This window comes from Bradyrhizobium oligotrophicum S58 (assembly GCF_000344805.1).
In the GTDB taxonomy this organism is placed as follows: Bacteria; Pseudomonadota; Alphaproteobacteria; order Rhizobiales; family Xanthobacteraceae; genus Bradyrhizobium; species Bradyrhizobium oligotrophicum.
Genome location: NC_020453.1, coordinates 3557497 through 3575876, shown reverse-complemented (window position 1 = coordinate 3575876; position 18380 = coordinate 3557497). Strand labels below are relative to the sequence as shown.

Genomic DNA, 18380 nt, shown 5'->3' with positions numbered 1-18380 from the left:
GTCCAGCCCGCCGTTCGCGTTGGGCCGTAATACATATGTCATCCACGGGAATAGATGGTCATAGTAGATCGACTTAGCCGGATCGTACTTTCCGCCGCCCTGAGCGACCGAAGCGTAGAAATTCGCCATGCCAACGGCTGCACCAACGCCGCCGAACGCGTTGAGCCCAGCAATGCCGCCCTCGGCATTGCCCCCGGTGAGCGTCAGACCATAGAATTTGAGAACGTCATGATGCTGCGCATCCATGACGACCGTATTCGGCGAGTACCAGATGTTGTCCGAGTTTGCAGCAGTATCTTCAACTTTCCGGCCGGTTGCAGGATCGATCCCATCGACCGTATCGCCGTAGATAATCCCGCCGTTGGACGTGTTGTAGATCCAATCCCGGCCCACGCCGCCAGCCGTTGTCGCCTTCTCACCTCCGGCGACGATAACCCAATCATTTCCGGAACCACCGTCAAGTTTAAGTGTGAGTTCCCCATTGGCGACCTGTCGTGTGTCCGGCTGCCCTTGGGCAGGAAGTGGTCCCACTTTTTCGCCGGCGCGAAGCACTTTTGGAAAAAGCCCAACTAGGACATCGTCTCCCCCTTCTCCGAAGGCCGAGCCAAAGCCGGAATGAAATAGCCAGTCGTCCTGTTTGCCGCCGAGCAAGACCGCGTCGTCAGAACCCCATAGCGCAGCCTTCTTCTCATCATAGGTATAGCCGACACCACCGGCACCAATAACTTGAAATGTATCGATCGCGATGTTGCCAATGCCAGCCAGGAGCTCCTTGGCCTGTGTCGTCGTCGGAAAGAAGCTTACAGCCTCCTTCAGGTACGATACCGCGGCGCCTTCAAAGCTCTTCATGTAGCCGAGAACGTCCGAGGCTCGCTTATAAATGAGCGAATCCGGCTGATCCGCAAACGCCTCCACGAGATTGGCAGCGACACCTCGAACGCCCAAATAAAAGCCTGCGCCGATGAAGGCTACGACACCGACCGTCCCCCAAACAGGAGAAGTCGAAATAGCGAGGGTCGAAAGACCGCCTACGACCGGAATCGCCGCCGCCGTGATGAGAGCCGTTTTCCCAGCCCAAGCAAAAAACTCTCGCGTGAACCCACCCGCCTTCTTGTACTCGGCAACGCCATCAAGAACCGCGAGCAGCGTACCGGCAGCGAAGCCGGTCAATTTCATTGAGTACCTTGCAGGATTCCCATCATAATGGATTAGCCCGACGACATCATTCCATGCAGCCTTGTAATACCCAAGGATCGACTTTCCCGCCTTAACGAGCGGCTCAGGAAGCCCATCGAAATAATTCGAGAACGCATCAAAGAACGCATTCTGCCAGCGCGCAAGGTCTCGGGTGAGGGCCTCGCCAGCTGCCTGCGCACCGTCTACTGCTTGGGATGCAATCTCAAGCGCTTTGCGCCAAGTGTCTGACACACTCGTCGCCGCAAGATCGATCACCGTCGCCGATGCTTCTGCGGCAAACAATATCGTCCGAGCAAGCGTCTGCAGCGATTTTTCGAAAGCCGCATTGGATCCGTCATACAATGAGATCAGGTTGCTACCGATCTTGTCGAAAGAGGTAGTAGCTAGCAACCTCATCGTCTTCCAGAAGCTTTGCTGTCCCGCCGCAAATTCTTTCAGCACTTTACCTACTGAAATCATGCCCGAATCAAGCGCAGCAAGCTTTAGGCTAGTTCCAGCTAGCTTGTCGTAATAAAGCGGCTCCGCAAGAAGACCCCCGAGTATCCGCCTCCCGTTAATTGGATCAACAACGCCAGATGTATAGATCCGCGGCTCAAACTGCCGGAAAAGATCGTAATACGCATCGGCAACTGAACTGAAGTTGGCTAGCTTTTTTGCGAGACCGTCCGGCGCGCCGAGAGATGCCTCTAGAATCTGCTTCTTAGTCAATCCGTCGAACGTTGCGGAATCTGACGAAACCTTTAGAGCTTCAGGCAGCTCAAAATCCCTAAGGATAGATCCTCCATCCGGGACAAGATCAAGCCGCTCTGGGACGAAAAGTACGTTACTCTCGACCGGAAGAATTGAAGCATAAGCCTTCGATACTTTCTGATTGAGAGCCAAGCCGTCATATGGCCCATCGATAAAATTCGCGATCTGCGACCGGAAGACAAACTGACCGACTATTGTTCGGTCAATGGAAACCGCGGAGGCGCCAGCACGCTCAACAAAATCGTTTGCCAACACGCTGTTGTAGACGCCGCTCGTCTGTCCGTCATAGAAAACTTTGAGAGTCGGCTTGACCAAGCTCCCGTCCGCCATCAGACGGTAGAAATTCTTGTCATCCAGAAGCGCATTTTCCAGGAATGTCTTGAACGCGTCGTACGATATCTTCTTTCCGTTCGAGATCAACTGACCAACTTCATTGAGAAGCGGAGCGCCCGTTTTTTCATCAAAGGCGATACCTAAATCGAACGCGTCCGAGAATGCTTTCAGAAGCGGATTGGGGTAGTCCCGAATGTCAGCCATCAGCCCGCCCCCCCCTTAGCATGAAGGGTTACGTGAAATTTTCTATTCAGATTCTGCGGCCGAAAATGCAGCGTGTCGGGATACCGACCTGCCGAATCGTCCGTATGATCACCGCTGCTATTTCGGTATGCCGACCAGTACTCCAAAAACAGATCGCAGAACGAATCTCTCAAGACGCGGATCATTTGCTCGTTCGCAGTGGCAGGCACCTGAAATGTCCGGACTTCAAACGTGTGCCCGTGTTGGCCGGCATATTCCCGAACGCGCCGTTCTATCTCTGACAAATCCTGGTCAAATATATCGAAACCGGTCTCGGCAAGGAGCAGATCTCGTGCTTTAGAACTTGTCAGTAGAGCGACCGTCGTGGGAATGTCGATTTTTCCGAATGGTTTCATGGAGGTGAAATTGTATTTCAAGCCACCAGTATCGCGATTCATGTCGACAGTTAGATAACTGATCGAAGCCGAGCCATCGTCTGCCTCAAGACTGTTGATACGAGGAAATGCAAGACGCATCGTGGCTCTCCAAAAGATCCGATTCATAACGCATCGATACGTCGAATTTTACTACGGGCACCAATGTCGCTTTACGTTGGTCTATATCTGTCGATTTCTGGGGCGAGATCACTTGCACGAATTGACTGATGTTATGAGCTGGCTAGCAGCTCTTTCGGAGAGTTGCAGAGGGTATCGTGCACGAGATTGCTGTGCAGCTGAAATCAAAGACCTTTTGCGCTTCGCTCCACCGGCCGCACCTTCATCTTCTCCAGCACCGCCGGATCGACCAGCTGGCTCACGATCGGATGAATCCGCACCGGCTTGTCTTTCACGACCTGCTTGAAGTTCGCGAGCACGGCGGTGGCGACCTTCTGCGAGGGGGCGATGACGTCGAGCAGCCAGTGGGTGTCGCCGCTGGCCCAGTCGTCGGGCTTGAGGCGGATCGGGAAGACGCGGGCCTGGATCTGCTCGCGGATCTTGGCGTCGACCTCGTCGGACACGCTGGCCCAGATCGCGATTCCCGCAGTCTCCTCGACCTTGCCCTCGCCGCCGGCCTTGGCGATGGCGATGCGGTCTCGCGTCATCGGCTCGACCACGAGATGCATGATGTCGGCGAGGGCCTGGTTGCGATAGCGCGGCAGATTGAGCATCGCCAGCACGACCTCGCCGACCCCGGCCTGGATCTTCATCTTGAACGCAGCGATCTGTGCCAGCACATGCGGATCGAGCGCGCGCTCCTTCACAGCCGACGGCTGGGCGGCAGCCTCGCCATTGATCGCTTTCAACGCCGGTTCGACCTTCTGATTGTTGTTCACCACAGACCTGTTCTCCCGCACGTTTCGATTCGCCCAACGGGCGTGTCGCCTTCATGAGGAGGAGCCCGTCGGACTGACTGCGAGCTACCATGCTCGCCGATCCGCCGTCGTGACACGATCCGGTCGCCTATAGGAGCAAGCGTCGCGCTTCTCACTCGCGAGAAGCAATGCGCAGCCGCTCGACACTCTGTCGACGCCGATCGGAAACAGCCCCACTGCTCCCTTCCCCGCATTCATACAACGTTAACTCGCTGACAACCTCAAGACGAAACCGCGGACGCAGCTGAAATTTTTACTACGAGGTCGTGCGCGCACCGACTGTTTCCCAGAGCACGAACGCCTCGGCGTGCGACATCTAGCCGCGCGCGCATCACGAACGCTCCCGCGCTCACCTCTCGCGCAAACTCTCCTGCTTGTAGCGCAGCAAGGGCGACATCACGTATTCGATGATCCGCCGCGTGCCGGTCTTGATTTCGACTGTCACTGCCATCCCTGGCGCCAGCCCGACCATCTTGTCCTCGACCTGCATCTGCTTCTCCTCCAGCGAGACGCGAGCTGAGTAGATGAACTCCTGCCCGGCCGGCTCGCTGGTTTCTGCCAGCGCACCACCGGCCTTGCCGCCATTCTGCTTGTCCGCCGGCCTTTCGCGAACGATGGAATCCTGGGAGACGCTCTGCACCTTGCCGTGGACGAGGCCGTAGCGGGTGAAGTTGAAGGTGTCGATCTTGATCTCGGCCGGCTGACCGACATTGACGAAGCCGATGTCGCGGTTGGAGATCATAGCCTCGGCTTCGAGCTGGCTGTCGGCGGGCACGATGAGCATCAGTTGTTGCGCCGGCGTGACGACGCCGCCGACGGTGTGCATCGCGAGCTGCTGCACGGTGCCGTCGATCGGGGCGCGCAGCACCTGCTCGGCGATCTTGCGCTCGGCCTTGACGAGGTCCTGCGTCAGCTCCTCGGCCTTCTTCTCGGCATCGGTGAGGTCCGACAGCACCTGGCGCTCGAAACCGGAGCGGGTCTGTGCCAGCTGCTGCTCCAGCGCCAGCCGCGCGGCTTCGACCTCGACGAGGCGCCGCGTCTGCACGATGCGTTCGCTCTGCTGGTCGATCAGCCGCGACTGCGCATCGATGAAGGCGATCTGGTTGCCGTACTGGATCTCCTTGGCGTTGCGGCGGATGTCGGCGGTCTCCTGCAGGAACGGCAGGGTGGCATCGATCTTCGCGATCGCGGCCTCGACCGACTGCGCCTCGGCGCGCTTCTGCGCGATCTGCTGCAGGTTGGAGGCGAGCTTCGACAGCTGCTCGGCGGCCTGGGCCTGCAAGGCGGCCCGGGTGCGCGCGACGTCGGTGGGCGCGGCCCCCTCGGGCACTGCCAACGGCCGGAGCTCGTTCAAATCGGCAAAACTGCCGCGGAGCACGCCGAGCCTTGCGACATCCAGCCGCGCCTGCATCAGGCCCTGCGCCACACGGCGGCGCTCGGCCTCCGTCACGGTGCGGTCGAGCTCGACCAGCACGGCGCCGGCACGGACCTTGTCGCCATCCTGGACGTGGATGGCGGCGACGATGCCAGCCTCCAGCGGCTGGATCGTCTTGGTGCGCCCGGTCGGCACGATCTTGCCTTGCGCCGAGGCGATGATGTCGACATGGCCGGCGATCGACCAGCCGATAGCGATGACGAAGAACAGCATGATGGTGGCGGCGACAGCCCGGCCCGCGGGCGAGGCTGGCGTCTCCACGATCTCCAGCGCCGCCGGCAGGAACTCGCGCGCATCGTTGCGGCGGCCCCGCCGCGCGTCGAGCGAGATCGGCGCGTTGTCCTGCTTCTGTGCCTCAGCCGACGACATGGAGCCCCGCCTGGATCTGGTGCAAGCTGGCATAGCGCCCGGCCCGCTTGATCAGCTCGTCATGGGTGCCGTCCTCGACCAAGCGGCCGTTCTCGATGGTGAGGATGCGGTCGGCATTGCGCACGGCCGACAGCCGGTGCGCGATGATGAACACGGTGCGCCCGGCGCAGATCTTGCGCATGTTGCGCTGGACGATGTTCTCGCTCTCATAGTCGAGCGCCGAGGTCGCCTCGTCGAAGATGAGAATGCGCGGATTGGTGATCAGCGCCCGCGCAATCGCGATGCGCTGGCGCTGGCCGCCGGAGAGGCTGGCGCCGCGCTCGCCGACCATGGTGTCGTAGCCGTCCGGCAGGCCGAGGATGAACTCGTGGGCGCCGGCGAGCTCGGCCGCCTGGATCACCTGCTCCATCGCCATGCCGGGATCGGCGAGCGCGATGTTGTCGCGGATCGAGCGGTTGAACAGCACGTTCTCCTGCAGCACCGCGCCGATCTGCCGCCGCAGCCAGGTGACGTCGGCGACCGTGAGATCGACGCCGTCGATCAGGATGCGGCCACTCTCCGGCACGTAGAGCCGCTGGATCAGCTTGGTCAGCGTCGACTTGCCCGAGCCGGAGGGGCCGACGATGCCGACCACTTGGCCTACCGGCACCTTCAGGCTGACATCGTGCAGCGCCAGGGGCCCGTCGACGCGATAGCGGAAATGCACGTGGTCGAACACCACCTCGCCGCGCACCGGCGGCAGCGCCGCGCGGCCGGGATTGAAGGCCGGCTCCGGCGTGGTGTTGAGAATGTCGCCGAGCCGGGCCACCGACAGCCGCGCCTGATGAAAATCCTGCCACAGCTGCGCCAGCCGCAGCACCGGCTGCGCCACCCGCCCGGCCAGCATGTTGAAGGCGATCAGTTCGCCGACGCTCAAGTCTCCCGCGATCACCAGATGCGCGCCGAAATACAGCGTCAGCGCGGTGACGATCTTGCTGATGAACTGCACCGACTGGCTCGCCCAGTTGCCGAGCGACAGCACATCGAAGCTGGCGCCGACATAGCCGGCGAGCTGCTCCTCCCAGCGCCGCTGCATCTGCGGCTCGATCGCCATCGCCTTCAAGGTCTGGATCGCGGTCACGGTCTCGACCAGGAAGGCCTGGTTCTCGGCGCCGCGATCGAACTTGACATCGAGCCGCTTCTTGAAGATCGGGGTGACGCCCGCCGACAGCGCGATGTAGAACGGAAACGAGCCGACCACGATCCAGGAGAGGAACGGCGAATAGTAGAACATCACCCCGAGGAAGACGAAGGTGAAGGCGAGGTCGATCACCAGGGTCAGCGCCGAGCTGGTGATGAAGTTCCTGATGTTCTCCAGCTCGCGCACCCGCGCCACCGAATCGCCCGCCCGCCGCGCCTCGAAATAGGCGATCGGCAGCGCCACCAGATGCCGGAACAGCCGCGCGCCGAGCTCGACGTCGATGCGGTTGGTGGTGTGGGAGAAGACGTAGGTTCGAAGACCCCCGAGTACGGTCTCGAAGATGGTGACGGTGACGAGTCCGAACACCAGCACGTCGAGCGTGGTGTAGCCGCGATGCGTCAGCACCTTGTCGGTGACGACCTGGAAGAACAGCGGCGTAACCAGGCCGAACAGCTGCAGGAAGAACGAGGCCAGCAGCACCTCGCCGAGCAGCCGGCGATATTTGTGCATCGCCTGCAGGAACCAGGTGATGTCGAATCGCCGCGCGAGGTCGGTGAGCGAGGCGCGGCGCGCCATCAGCACCACCATGCCGGTCCAATTGGATTCGAACTCGGCGCGCTTGAGGCTCTGCGGCCGGTGGACCAGCGGGTCCTGGATCAACGCCGCCTCGGCGGTGACCTGTCCCAATATGGCGAACGTGCCATCCGACCGCGCCACAATCGCCGGCAGCGGCAGCTTGGCAAGCCCGTCCCAACTCTGGCGGACCGCACGCGCCTTGAGCTTCAGCTGCTTGGCGCAGCGAAGCATCTCGGTCACGCCGACCGGCTCTCCCGCAAGCTGATGTGCAATCTGCGCCGGATCGACGGCAACCTGATGGAACCGCAGCAGCAATGTCAGGCAGTCAAGCCCCGTATCCCTCTGCCCCGCGTCCATCGCCCCAGCACTACCTCAAGTCGCACAGGATTCATGTACCACGGGAAACGATTAGACAAGATCTGCCACGTTTTCATCCAGGATATTTTTGAACGCGCGAAATACCCAAGCAGTTCGCGTCATGAGTGCATTCATCCGCAGGGGATCACGACCGTCCGTTGGAGACCCCCCGCGACACGTCATGGCCGGCAGCGCGCAAGATCGACGAAGAGATCGGCCCGCGGCTCGGCCAGTTCATTCAACTGCCGCTGTTTGACACCCACCTGACCTTGCCCACCGTTAAGCACGGCATCACAGCCCCCTATCACGCAAGGCTTCCGGCGATCATCGCGAACCAGATCATTGCGAGTCGTTACGGCATGCACATCCGGTCTCGCCGGAACAACTGGCATATTCGACAATCTCTGAAAGCCTGGATCAAACATCGGCGCCGCAGAGACAGTCCATATCAAGACTCCGTCTCTCCATCCAAGCTACGACACTGCTCGAATTCCTCGCCACGTGATGGCGGCTTTTCCGAACGGGGTTGCCCGAACGAGGCCCAACGCGCATCTCGCAAAGCGCGGTAGAAGATCATTAAGCATCCCGGCACGGTATCATAATAAAATACACGTTGAGATTGCCTCTGTCCGTCCCTTTTACGTATGTACGGATCGACGGAAACAATTCGAAACAGACTGACACAGGAGCGGACATCCATGATGGAGCCCGCCATAGGCGCCCTATTGCCGGAATTCTTTCGCCGCCGCCACTTCTTGTCATCCGCCATGGCGCGGATCGAGGAGAAGCATCGACCGACCACCGCGGGAGCGCGGACGGAAAGCTCCATGTCTCGTCGTCTACAACCTTCGCCCCGGATGGTTTGCGCCTGGCCGTCCCAAGCAAGGCACGCCACCGGACTTGTGGAAGCAAGCGTATGGGTCCTCTGCGTAGCCGCAACCGCTTTTGCGATCTTTTTGATCCAGCGGTCCGCGGTCATCATTGACCTTGCGAGCCTCTTGGCTGCATCCGCGATACTGGGGTTCCTCCTCGCCGTTCACATCGTCTACGGCCGATGGCGCCGGTCGCCGATCTTGAGCAACTTGTGCGGGGCGCTTGCCGCAATGTTGTGGTCGGGAGCAATAGCCGGCATCGTCAGCCTTGTCGGACTGCGCAACAACGCGCCGTTCATCGACGCAGAGCTTGCAAAATGGGATCGAGCGGCGGGCGTCGACCTGCCGGCTGTCATCGCTTGGGCGGCTGATCACCCCTCGTGGTCTCATCTCCTGTCGATCGCCTATGAGAGTTCGTTCCTTCTGCTGTTCGGCGCGGCCTTGCTGCTGGCGGTGATGCGCCGTTTCGATCAGTTATGGATACTGACGTTCGTGTTCACCACGACGATCATCGTATGTGCGAGCGTCTCCGTGATCTGGCCGGCGAAAGGCGCTTTCGCGTTCTTCGAGTATCCGGCCAGCTTGCTCGAGCATCTCCCGACGGGTGCGGGAACGTATCACCTGTTGAAGTTGGAGTACTTCCGCAACAACGTCTCCCCGTTGCTGTCATTCGCCAATCTGCAGGGCGTTGTGACTTTTCCTTCCTTTCATTGCTGCCTTGCCCTGATGATCATATTCGCGACCTGGCACCTCAAATGGCTACTCCCCATTTCATTGAGCTGGAACGCCCTCGCTATCACGTCGACATTGCCCATCGGCGGACATTATGCAATCGACCTTCCATGCGGTGTGGTCTTGTGGCTGGTCGCGACCCTGATTGCCGTTGCAATGATATCTCCGCGATGGTCGGCAGCGTCACCCGGAAGGCGAAGCGATGCGTCGCGCGATCAACTCGCGTTCAGCATGGGTCAGGCCGCCATTGGCACGCAATCCGGCGACTAATGTCGTCCCTGCGGCCTGACTCTGCAGATCTGTTGAGTATGCATTTTCCGATGTCATCTTGACCTTGGGCTGTTCGATGCCGCCGGGCACGGCAGTCTCGACGGCGCGCGAACGTCGCTGATGGCGCCGATTCGGCGCAGGATTTGGTCCAACGCCGCCGTCCGATTTGCGCGCCGCCTGATAGCCCGCGAGAGCGCTATCTGCCGAGCCTTCGCCGCCCAGCAGCGACGCCCACCTTTCGCGATTGGCGGCCTCGAGCAAGTCGCGCTGCGACCGCGCAACAGCAATGTCGTCAGTCTTGAGGGAATTGTCGGCTCAGCGGAGCCCGCTCGCCAAGGTGTTCAACCGCTTCGGCTACCATCAAACAGCTCAGAAATGGTATTAATTTCAAATCCTTGAAGATTCTGGATATGAGGTTTCGTGGTGCGTTCGGAGGGCGGAGAAAAGGTGCGCATCTGCAGCCGCTTGATCGGTTGGAATGCGTGTTGAGGCGCATGGTCCGGCCTTCAAGTGCATTTCAGCATCAAGGGCGCAAGAAGAACGTGTTCTCCAGCCACCTCTTTGCTGATGAACACGCCAATCCCTGTGTTCGATCCCGGCCGCATACGAACCAAGATGGGCGGCTTTGGGTCTACGCTTGGGTGAACAGCATCACGAAGGGAAAGGCGACCTCAGCGGCATACGGCACGAGGCCAGTCGAGCACGAAATCACCATAGCGATGATGCCCTGGGCCAGCGCGCCAACGATGCCAACCGTAATCGCTGAGAGGCTCCTTTTCCAAAAGCGCGGCCAGCAGCGTCGGCAAAATCGCCCGCAGCTCCGGCTGCGCTATCTCAGAGTCGACAGATAGGCGACGACGTCGGCCCGCTCCTTCGCGTCCGCTAATCCTTTGAAGTACATCTTGACCCCGTGAACGTCCCCGCGCGGATCGGCGATATAGGCATCCAGAGCCGTTGCGGTCCAAGGCGCATTGTTCTTTTTCATGCTCTCCGAATAGGCGTAGTCCGGCACAGCCGCTGGCTGCCGTCCAACGATGTTCCAGAGGCTCGGACCGACCTTGTTGACGCCGATCTCGGCAGAGTGGCAGTTTTGGCAGATACGCTGGAAGATGCTTTTCCCGGCGACCGGATTTCCGTCGAGCGCGAGGGCGCTCGGTGACAGGCTGGCTAGAACGGCGACAAGAGCGATGCGGCGGAACATGCGAAATCTTTCCCTTTTCGATCCCGAGCGGGCGCGGGCCAGCCCCCTGGGCCAAGCCGGTGAGCAGATCCGCACAGATGATCGGACGATCAGCCCGGCCCCGTCCTTGTCCTGGATCAAGCCGCATAGTTGCCGTTGCTGCTCAACTGGCCTAATCTTCTAAAAAAACGAACGATCACCGACACGAAGTCCAAAGTGTCGTTCAGGGAGGTGCCCAATGGCAGACGCCGATGCTCGGCCCGCGCGTCCGTCTGGCGTGATTGCGGCAAAGTCGAAGGCTGCGACGGAGGCTGCCGCAGCGGCCGACATCTGCAGCCAGCTGCCGGCCGATTGCCTGGCGATGGTGCTGATCTTCCTGTCGCCGCACTACGATCCACACACGTTCATGGCGGAGGTGACGACCCGTCTGGCAGACGTTCCCGTGCATGGCTGTACGACGGCTGGAGAGCTGTCACCCGATGGCTGGGACGACAACAGCGTCGTCGCTCTCGGCTTTGCCGCCGATGATTTCACCGTGTTCGCACAGCCCATCTTCGGATTGTCGGGCTTCCGCGTCGACGAAGGCCGGCGCCTCGGCGTTCAGTTGAAGCAGGAGCTGGCCCGGCACGGCGCCCGCGACGATGACGGCGTGTTCGGGCTCGTCCTGATCGACGGCATGTGCCAGCGCGAGGAGGCGATCATGTCGGCGATCTATGCGTCGCTCGACAATATTCCCCTGGTTGGCGGCTCGGCCGGCGACGGCCTGCGCTTCGAGCGCACCTGGGTGTTTCACGACGGCAAGGCGCACACGGACATGGCGGTGCTGATTCTGATCAGAACGTCATTGCCGTTCCGACTGTTCAAGTGCGACAATTTCGAGCCGACTTCGACCAAGATGGTGGTGACGGAGGCCGATCTCGAGCAGCGCATCGTCAAGCAGCTCAATGCCGAGCCGGCGGCGGAGGAATATTGCCGCGCGGTCGGCATCGCGGATTCCGAGCTCGACCCGTTCCTGTTCGCAGCCCATCCGGTCCTGGTGCGCGTCGGCGGCTCGTATTTCGCGCGCTCGATTCAGCGCGTTAACCCGGACGGCTCGCTCCGGTTCTTCTGCGCGATCGACGAAGGCATGGTGCTGACGGCGGCGAGGTCGCGCAACTCCGTGGCGGCCGCCCGCGAGATGCTAGCCGAGGTTCGCGACGACATCGGCGAGGTCTCGATCTTCATCGGCTTCGAGTGCATCCTCAGGCGTCTCGACGCCGAGCAGCATCAGTTTGCGCGGGAAATGTCCGAGCTCTATCGCGACAGCCGGATCGTCGGCTTCCATACCTATGGCGAGCAGTACGGCTCGATGCACTTCAATCAGACGCTGACGGGCGTCGCGATCGGCAAGCGTCCAGGGGCGCAGCAATGACCGGTGCCGGGTCTCCGGAAGACCTGCAGCGCGAGGCGGCCAAGCTCAGGAAGATCAACGCCGCGCTGATGTCCCGGGTCGAACGCTCGATGGACCAGCAGTTCAATGCTTTCTCGCTGTTCGAAACGGCGATCGCGCTCGATCAGCAGGTGCGCGAGCGAACGCGGCAGTTGCGCGATGCGCTGCGTTCGATCGAAACCGCCAACAAGGACCTGTTTCGCGCCAAGCAGCAGGCAGAAGCGGCTAGCTCCCTGAAATCCTCGGTTCTAGTCTCCGTCACCCACGATCTGCTGCAGCCACTCAACGCGGCGCGGCTGACGCTGTCGACGTTGGCGGACGAGGTCTCGTCCGATCGCGGAACGGCCATGGTCGGCCAGGTCGACCATTCGCTGGCGATGCTCGAGGATCTGCTGCGGTCCCTGCTGGAGATCGCCAAGCTCGATGCCGGAGCCCTGCGCCCCGACGTGAGGCCCCTTCTGCTCTCGAGCCTGTTCGAGCCGCTCGAACGCGAATTCGCTCCGATCGCAGCCAAACGCGGCTTGTCCCTGCGCATTTGTCCGTGCTCGATCGCGGTCATCTCGGATGCCATGATGCTGCGGCGGATCTTGCAGAATCTCCTCGCGAACGCGCTGCGCTACACGCGGCGAGGCGGAGTCGTCATGGGATGTCGGCGAGGACCGGGGGCAGACCGGGTTCGCATCCAAGTCTACGACACCGGCCCGGGCATTCCCGGGCCGCAACAGGAGGCGATCTTTCTCGAATTCCAGCGCGGCCAGCCGAGCGCCGAGGACCAGGCCGGCTTCGGGCTCGGCCTGTCGATCGTCCGTCGCTTCGCCAATGCATTGGACCATGAGGTCCGGCTGACGTCGCGCGTCGGCCATGGATCTACCTTCAAGCTCGCGCTCGACCGGGCTGACCCCGCCGCCGTACTGCCGGATCCGCATCCAGCCGAGCACGTCGACCACGATTATGGCGGGCTCGAAGGCGCCAAGATCCTGCTGATCGAAAACGATCTGGCCACCGCCGACGCGATGGTCAGCCTGCTGGAAAAATGGGGCTGCGACGTCGTCGCCACGGCGTCATCGAAGGACGCGCTGCAGCGCCTGAGCGCGCTCGGCGCGGTCCCCGAGACGATCATTGCAGATCTCCACTTGGATGGCGACGAGAGCGGGCTTGCCGCGATCCGGGACATCAGGCAGTTCTTCGGCCGAGATGTTGCCGCCATGATCGTGACCGCCGACTATTCCGAAGACGCAGCCAGGGAAGCGAGCCAATACGGGCTCGAGATCCTGACCAAGCCGGTCAGGCCCGCGGAGCTTCGCGCGTTGTTGTCGTTCCTGCTGTCATGAGCGCGTCGGCGCCGCTCGCTCGCGCCTGAGCCGGCGCGCGCGGCCCGCTCATCAGGTTCACGAAGTCGATCTTTTCCATCTCGATGATGGCCTTGGTCCGGCTCATGACGCGGAGCTTTCGCAGGATCTCCGAGACGTGGACCTTCACCGTCGTCTCGCAGATCCCGAGCTCATAGGCGATCTGCTTGTTCTGCAACCCGCAGCGGATCAGGTCGAGCACGCGCAGCTGCTGCGGCGTCAGCTCGTGAAGACGCTTCAGGAGATCGTGAGCAGGTAGTCGGCCACGGCGCGCGCTGGCACACGGAGCGCCGCCTTCGACGTGGACCTCGCCGCGCAGCACCGCCTTGATCGCGTCGGCCAGTTGCTGCTTCGAGGTCGATTTCGAGATGTAGCCGGAGACGCCCAGCGCGATAACATGGGCGACGAGGCCCGGGTCCCGATGCGCTGAAACAACCAGGATCGGTATGCGCGGCGCGGTCTTGCGGATACGGATGACGCCGGAGAGTCCTGTCGTTCCGGGTGTCGAGAGATCGAGCAGGATCAGGTCGAATCTCGCCGGCGATGACAGAAGATCGACGGCCATGTCGATCGATATCGCCTCGCGGATCTCGGCATCAACCAGTGCGGCACGGATCGCGCTCTCCAGCGCCTCGCGAAACAGCGGATGGTCCTCGACGATGAGCAATCGAGCCACGTGCCTGTCCCCTCTCGGCCGGATCGAAGGTCGGGTTTATTCAGCGTCGCGGATCTGACGTTCAACCAGCGTGCACGCTGCGTCTTCGAATGAATGTCAGGACCGGAGCATCAGCGATACCGCGTTGGTTGGCATCAATCAACGACCAAGACGCCATCGACGTCGCGACGCCTGCGGTGGCCGCGGCGTCTTGCGGCGCAACAATCCGCTACGAGTGCTTTCTGCCCGAGGCGGTGCGCGATCCTTGACGGTCCGCCGGAACGGGCAGCGCGATCTTGCCGATCTCGATGACGGCCTTGTTGCGGCTGAACAGGCGGAGTTTTCTCAGGATCTCGGTGATGTGCGCTTTGACGGTCGACTCCGCAAGCTGAAGCTCGCCGGCGATTTCCCGGTTCTGATAGCCACGCCTGATCAGGTCGAGGACGCGAAGCTGTTGAGGGGTGAGCTCCTCGAGGCGCGCCTGCAGCGCGCGGGAGGAGCCGTTGCCGTGGCGCTCCGCCACGGGCACGAAGTCCTTGGGGACCGAGACCGAGCCGCTGAGCACGCGCTCGATCGCGGACGTCAGCTCACGCTTCGAGGTCGACTTCGGCAGATAGCCGGCCGCGCCGAGCGAAAGCGCCTCGCGCACGACGTTCTGGTCCTCGTCACTCGAGACGATCGCGACCGGAAGCCGCGGATGCGCGGCGCGAAGTCGCTGGAATCCCGAGAAGCCCACGGCATCGGGCAGCGTCAGGTCGAGCAACGCCAGGTCGATGTCGGGCTCCAGCGCGAGGGTGGTGAGCGCATCGGCAATCGACAGCGCCTCGAAGATCTCGGCGCCGGGATGCGCCAGACGCACCGCATTGCCGAGCGCTTCACGAAACAGCGGATGATCGTCGATGATCAGAAAGCGCGTCATGTCCGACTCTCACTTGCCGCAAGCACGTACCAGGTGATCCGGCAGTTCGTTTCGGCCGGTGTCCGCCTCCTTCAATTGGCCGTTTCGGACGACTGCACGGTCAGCAGGAATGAATAGATGCCCTCGAACTGGTCGTCGGTAAAGACCTCCTTCCAGGCGGGCATGCCCTTCGAGGGACGGCCTTCATGCACGGTAGTCCAGAATTTGTCGCGCATGTCCTCGCCGTAGCGCGTCTGCAGCCGCCGCAGGTCGATCCGCCGTTCCGCCTGCACGGCGTCGGGGCCGTGGCAATGTGCGCAGGTACCGTTGAAGATCTCTTTGCCCAGCGCCACCGCCTCGGTCTTTGGCGCGCTCGCAGTCGAGTCCGAAACCGTGATCACGGCATCGGCGTCCGGCTGACGGAGAAGCTGGGCAGGGCCGGTGAGCGAGGCCAGCTTGATCGGATACCGCACGGCGCCGAGTCTGATCGGCGGCGCGCCCGGCAGCCCGTATTTGGCGGCCAGCTCGGCGATTCGCGGTGCGAGCTGCGGCAACGCGGCGTCGACCTGATCGCGCAACTGCGTGGAGTTCTTGGCGAAGCCGATCGCGGCATCCCAGGACAGACCGTCGCCTTCGACCGGCTGGATCCGGAAGCTGCTCTCGTAGGTCGTCTTGTTCAGCCAGCCGGCGACCGGTCCCCAGACGAAGGCAGCGTCGGCCTTGCCGTGGGCCAGCGCCGCCAAGCCCTCGTCCGGCGTCAGCACCGTCACCTTCTCGATGTCGTCGCGCCCGGCCAGCAGATTTTGCGGCGTGGTCTGGTACTGCACCGCGACGCGCTTGCCTCGCAGGTCGTCGATGCCGTGGACGACCAGCGTTCCGCGGCTGACGAGCGCGTAAGTCTCGGTCGCGATCTTCTTCGAGAAGATCACTGCCGGTCCCATGAAGTCCGACGACAGCGGCAGGCCGATCATCGCGTCGCACTGCTTGCCGAGCAGCGTCACCCGCACGGTTCGCTTGCCGAAATAGGATTTGTACCAGTCATACGTCACCGGGCGGCCGAGCTCACGTGACAGCGCCTGGCCGACCTCGAGGTAGAATCCCGGCTGCGTCGGGTTGTCGCTCGAGAACGGAAGGTTGGTCGGATCCGCGCAGAGTCGCAGCGGCTCCGCCTCGTTGGCGAGGCCCGCCGCCGACGAGGCCAGCAGAGTGGAGGCCATCAAGGCGACGAGAGCCGTCGCGCGTGCTGATGGTTCGGCGGCGGCCCGCCAATTCGAGCCAGTCTGACGGCGATTTGGGCGCATCCTCGATCCCTCGTCTTGTCTTGTTTGTACGTTTGTACGGCGCCGCTCGGTCCTCGCGGCCGGCCGTCTTCCTCCGCTTGATGCGGATTGGCTGGGCGGTGCGCGTGTCCCGCTTGCGGAGACACGCGCAGCCGTCGTGAGCGTTGCGGCTATTGGACCGCGAACACGAACAGGGCGCCGCCTTCGGGAGCCGCGTTGGTCATCTTCTTGCCGATCTCGCCCAGGAACGCCGGGATCGAGGCGGTGCGGCCGACGACGACGGCAACGTACTGCTTGCCGTCGACCGAGTAGGTCACCGGACCGGCGCCGATGCCGGAGCCGAGATTCTTCTTCCACAGGATATTGCCGGTCTTGGCGTCGATCGCGCGGAAGTCGCCGTGCAGGTTGCCGGAGAACACCAGGCCGCCTGCGGTGCTGAGCGTGCCGCCGTTGAACGGAAGGTCTTCCTTGATCGACCAGACCTTCTTGTTGGCGACCGGATCCCAGGCAACGAGTTCACCGAGGAAGCCGCCCGGGCCTTCCTTGGTCGGGAACTCCGCACCGAGATAGAACACGCCGCGCTTGTACGAGACGTCGCCGACCGACCAGTCCATGCAGACATTGTTGGCCGGGATGTAGACCAGGCCGGTGTCCGGGCTGTACGACATCGGCTGCCAGTTCTTGCCGCCGATCAGGTTCGGGCAGATGTCCTTGGCCGGATGTCCCGGGCCCGGCCGCTTGTCCGGGTCCTCGACCGCGCGTGACGTCGCGATGTCCCACTTCTGCGCCCAATTGGCGAAGACGTATTTCTCGGCCGAGATCACCTTGCCGGTCTCGCGGTTGGCGACGAAGAAGAAGCCGTTGCGGTCGGCCTTCATCAGCGTCGGAACGCTTGCGCCGCCGATCTTCAGGTCAGCCAGCAGAGCTTCGTTGACGCCGTCGTAGTCCCAGGCATCCGCCGGCGTGCCCTGGATGTGCCATTTGATGGCGCCGTTGTTCGGATCGATCGCCAGCGTGGAGGCGGTGTAGAGATTGGTCAGCTTGCCGAAATCGCCGTTGCCGGTCGAGCGCACGGCGGTGTTCCAGGGGCCGGGATTGCTGGTGCCCCAATAGACCGTGTCGGTCTTCGGATCGTAGGAGCCGACCAGCCAGGCCGCGCCGCCGCCATGCAGGCCGGTGTCGCCCTTCCAGGTCTCGCTACCGGGCTCGCCCGGCGCGGGCACTGTGTAGGTCTGCCACAGCGCCTTGCCGGAGTTGATGTCGAAGGCCTGCAGCGAGCCGCGCACGCCATACTCGCCGCCGCCGAAGCCGGTGATGACCTTGTCGCGCACGACCAGCGGCGGCGAGGTGATCACCGAGCCCTGCTTGTAGTCGACCACCTTCGACGTCCACAGCTCCTTGCCGGTGACGGCGTCGAGCGCGGTCAGCTTGCCGTCGAGCCGGCCGACGAACAGCTTGCCGTCGGCATAGGTGACGCCGCGGTTGTTGACGTCGCAGCAGGCGTATTGCAGCACGTCGTCCGGAATATCCGGCTCATAGGTCCATTTGCGTGCGCCGGTCGCGGCGTCCAGCGCATAGACGTATTTCGGGCCCCACGAGGTCGAGACGTAGAGCGTGTTGCCGATCACGATCGGCGAGGCCTCGTTCGAGCGCAGCGAGGCCAGCGAGAACGAGTAGACCAGCGACAGCTTGCCGGCGTTCTCGGTGCTAATCTCCTTGAGCGGGCTAAACCGGGTGTTGCCGTAGTCGTGTCCGGCCATCGCCCAGGCGCCGGGCTCGCTGGCGGCCTTCCGCGCCGATTCGTTGGCGCGGACGCCTAGCGTGCCGGCGACGAGGAAGGCAACCGTCGAGATGCCAGCCAAGAATCTCCTGCTCGTGAAATTCATCAGTTCCCTCCGCCTATGTCTTTGTTGTGTTCGTATGGCGCGTGCACGCGAGGCCCCCAGATGGGCAGTCGCGGTGC

At 62.3% G+C, this 18380-nt stretch carries 14 protein-coding genes; 5 read left to right on the top strand and 9 right to left on the bottom strand.

Going from position 1 to position 18380, the window contains the following annotated elements; all coding sequences use genetic code 11:
- The first annotated feature begins 54 nt into the window (after window positions 1–54).
- Window positions 55–573, top strand: coding sequence for a hypothetical protein (locus S58_RS37555; protein WP_144058321.1), 519 nt, complete (start codon window positions 55–57; stop codon window positions 571–573).
- A 153-nt stretch (window positions 574–726) separates the two neighbouring features.
- Window positions 727–1179: a hypothetical protein gene (locus S58_RS37550; RefSeq protein ID WP_144058320.1), complete on the top strand. Its 453-nt coding sequence runs from the start codon at window positions 727–729 to the stop codon at window positions 1177–1179.
- A gap of 1304 nt (window positions 1180–2483) precedes the next feature.
- Here S58_RS37550 and S58_RS15435 read toward each other — a convergent pair.
- From S58_RS15435 to S58_RS15420, 4 genes are all read right to left on the bottom strand, one after another.
- Window positions 2484–2999: a hypothetical protein gene (locus tag S58_RS15435; RefSeq protein WP_015666269.1), complete on the bottom strand. Its 516-nt coding sequence runs from the start codon at window positions 2997–2999 to the stop codon at window positions 2484–2486.
- Between the two features lie 203 nt (window positions 3000–3202).
- Complete coding sequence (locus tag S58_RS15430; RefSeq protein ID WP_198409260.1) at window positions 3203–3796, bottom strand: toxin-activating lysine-acyltransferase; 594 nt, start codon at window positions 3794–3796, stop codon at window positions 3203–3205.
- A 388-nt stretch (window positions 3797–4184) separates the two neighbouring features.
- Window positions 4185–5639 (bottom strand): HlyD family type I secretion periplasmic adaptor subunit, encoded by a 1455-nt coding sequence (locus S58_RS15425; RefSeq protein ID WP_015666267.1) that lies wholly within the window; start codon window positions 5637–5639, stop codon window positions 4185–4187.
- A complete protein-coding gene (locus S58_RS15420; RefSeq protein ID WP_015666266.1) occupies window positions 5626–7752 on the bottom strand; it encodes a type I secretion system permease/ATPase in 2127 nt (708 codons plus the stop codon). Before S58_RS15420 ends, S58_RS15425 begins: the two co-directional genes overlap by 14 nt.
- Window positions 7753–8450: 698 nt before the next feature.
- On the opposite strand from S58_RS15420, the gene S58_RS15415 reads away from it, so the two are divergent.
- Window positions 8451–9626: a phosphatase PAP2 family protein gene (locus tag S58_RS15415; RefSeq protein ID WP_042339556.1), complete on the top strand. Its 1176-nt coding sequence runs from the start codon at window positions 8451–8453 to the stop codon at window positions 9624–9626.
- An 829-nt stretch (window positions 9627–10455) separates the two neighbouring features.
- Here the strand turns inward: S58_RS15415 and S58_RS15410 are convergent.
- On the bottom strand, window positions 10456–10827 hold the full coding sequence (locus S58_RS15410) for a c-type cytochrome (protein ID WP_015666262.1): 372 nt from the start codon (window positions 10825–10827) through the stop codon (window positions 10456–10458).
- Window positions 10828–11044: 217 nt separating this feature from the next.
- Here S58_RS15410 and S58_RS15405 point away from each other — a divergent pair, with 217 nt between their 5' ends.
- Together S58_RS15405 and S58_RS15400 are read left to right on the top strand one after the other, a co-directional pair.
- Window positions 11045–12217 carry an FIST N-terminal domain-containing protein gene (locus tag S58_RS15405; protein ID WP_015666261.1) on the top strand — a complete coding sequence of 391 codons (1173 nt, stop codon included), beginning with the start codon at window positions 11045–11047 and terminating at the stop codon, window positions 12215–12217.
- A complete protein-coding gene (locus S58_RS15400) occupies window positions 12214–13566 on the top strand; it encodes an ATP-binding response regulator (protein ID WP_015666260.1) in 1353 nt (450 codons plus the stop codon). Before S58_RS15405 ends, S58_RS15400 begins: the two co-directional genes overlap by 4 nt.
- Here S58_RS15400 and S58_RS15395 read toward each other — a convergent pair.
- The 4 genes from S58_RS15395 to S58_RS15380 form a co-directional block, all read right to left on the bottom strand.
- Window positions 13520–14260, bottom strand: a complete 741-nt coding sequence (locus tag S58_RS15395; RefSeq protein ID WP_015666259.1) for a response regulator — start codon at window positions 14258–14260, stop codon at window positions 13520–13522. The two genes, S58_RS15400 and S58_RS15395, sit on opposite strands and share 47 nt — an antisense overlap.
- Before the next feature lie 208 nt (window positions 14261–14468).
- Window positions 14469–15158, bottom strand: a complete 690-nt coding sequence (locus S58_RS15390) for a response regulator (protein WP_015666258.1) — start codon at window positions 15156–15158, stop codon at window positions 14469–14471.
- Window positions 15159–15229: 71 nt separating this feature from the next.
- Window positions 15230–16438: a c-type cytochrome gene (locus tag S58_RS15385; protein WP_042339553.1), complete on the bottom strand. Its 1209-nt coding sequence runs from the start codon at window positions 16436–16438 to the stop codon at window positions 15230–15232.
- 149 nt (window positions 16439–16587) lie between these two features.
- The gene (locus S58_RS15380; protein WP_015666256.1) at window positions 16588–18279 is read right to left on the bottom strand and encodes a PQQ-dependent methanol/ethanol family dehydrogenase; all 1692 of its coding nucleotides are present in this window, start codon (window positions 18277–18279) and stop codon (window positions 16588–16590) included.
- Window positions 18280–18380 lie beyond the last annotated feature (101 nt).

Excerpts from the sequence above, each read along its gene's own strand:
- S58_RS37555 (WP_144058321.1), top strand. The coding sequence starts at position 55 with ATGGTCATAGTAGATCGACTTAGCCGGATCGTACTTTCCGCCGCCCTG.
- S58_RS15390 (WP_015666258.1), bottom strand. The coding sequence starts at position 15,158 with ATGACGCGCTTTCTGATCATCGACGATCATCCGCTGTTTCGTGAAGCG.
- S58_RS15420 (WP_015666266.1), bottom strand. The coding sequence starts at position 7,752 with ATGGACGCGGGGCAGAGGGATACGGGGCTTGACTGCCTGACATTGCTG.
- S58_RS15400 (WP_015666260.1), top strand. The coding sequence starts at position 12,214 with ATGACCGGTGCCGGGTCTCCGGAAGACCTGCAGCGCGAGGCGGCCAAG.
- S58_RS15410 (WP_015666262.1), bottom strand. The coding sequence starts at position 10,827 with ATGTTCCGCCGCATCGCTCTTGTCGCCGTTCTAGCCAGCCTGTCACCG.
- S58_RS15405 (WP_015666261.1), top strand. The coding sequence starts at position 11,045 with ATGGCAGACGCCGATGCTCGGCCCGCGCGTCCGTCTGGCGTGATTGCG.
- S58_RS15415 (WP_042339556.1), top strand. The coding sequence starts at position 8,451 with ATGATGGAGCCCGCCATAGGCGCCCTATTGCCGGAATTCTTTCGCCGC.
- S58_RS15435 (WP_015666269.1), bottom strand. The coding sequence starts at position 2,999 with ATGCGTCTTGCATTTCCTCGTATCAACAGTCTTGAGGCAGACGATGGC.
- S58_RS15385 (WP_042339553.1), bottom strand. The coding sequence starts at position 16,438 with ATGCGCCCAAATCGCCGTCAGACTGGCTCGAATTGGCGGGCCGCCGCC.
- S58_RS15425 (WP_015666267.1), bottom strand. The coding sequence starts at position 5,639 with ATGTCGTCGGCTGAGGCACAGAAGCAGGACAACGCGCCGATCTCGCTC.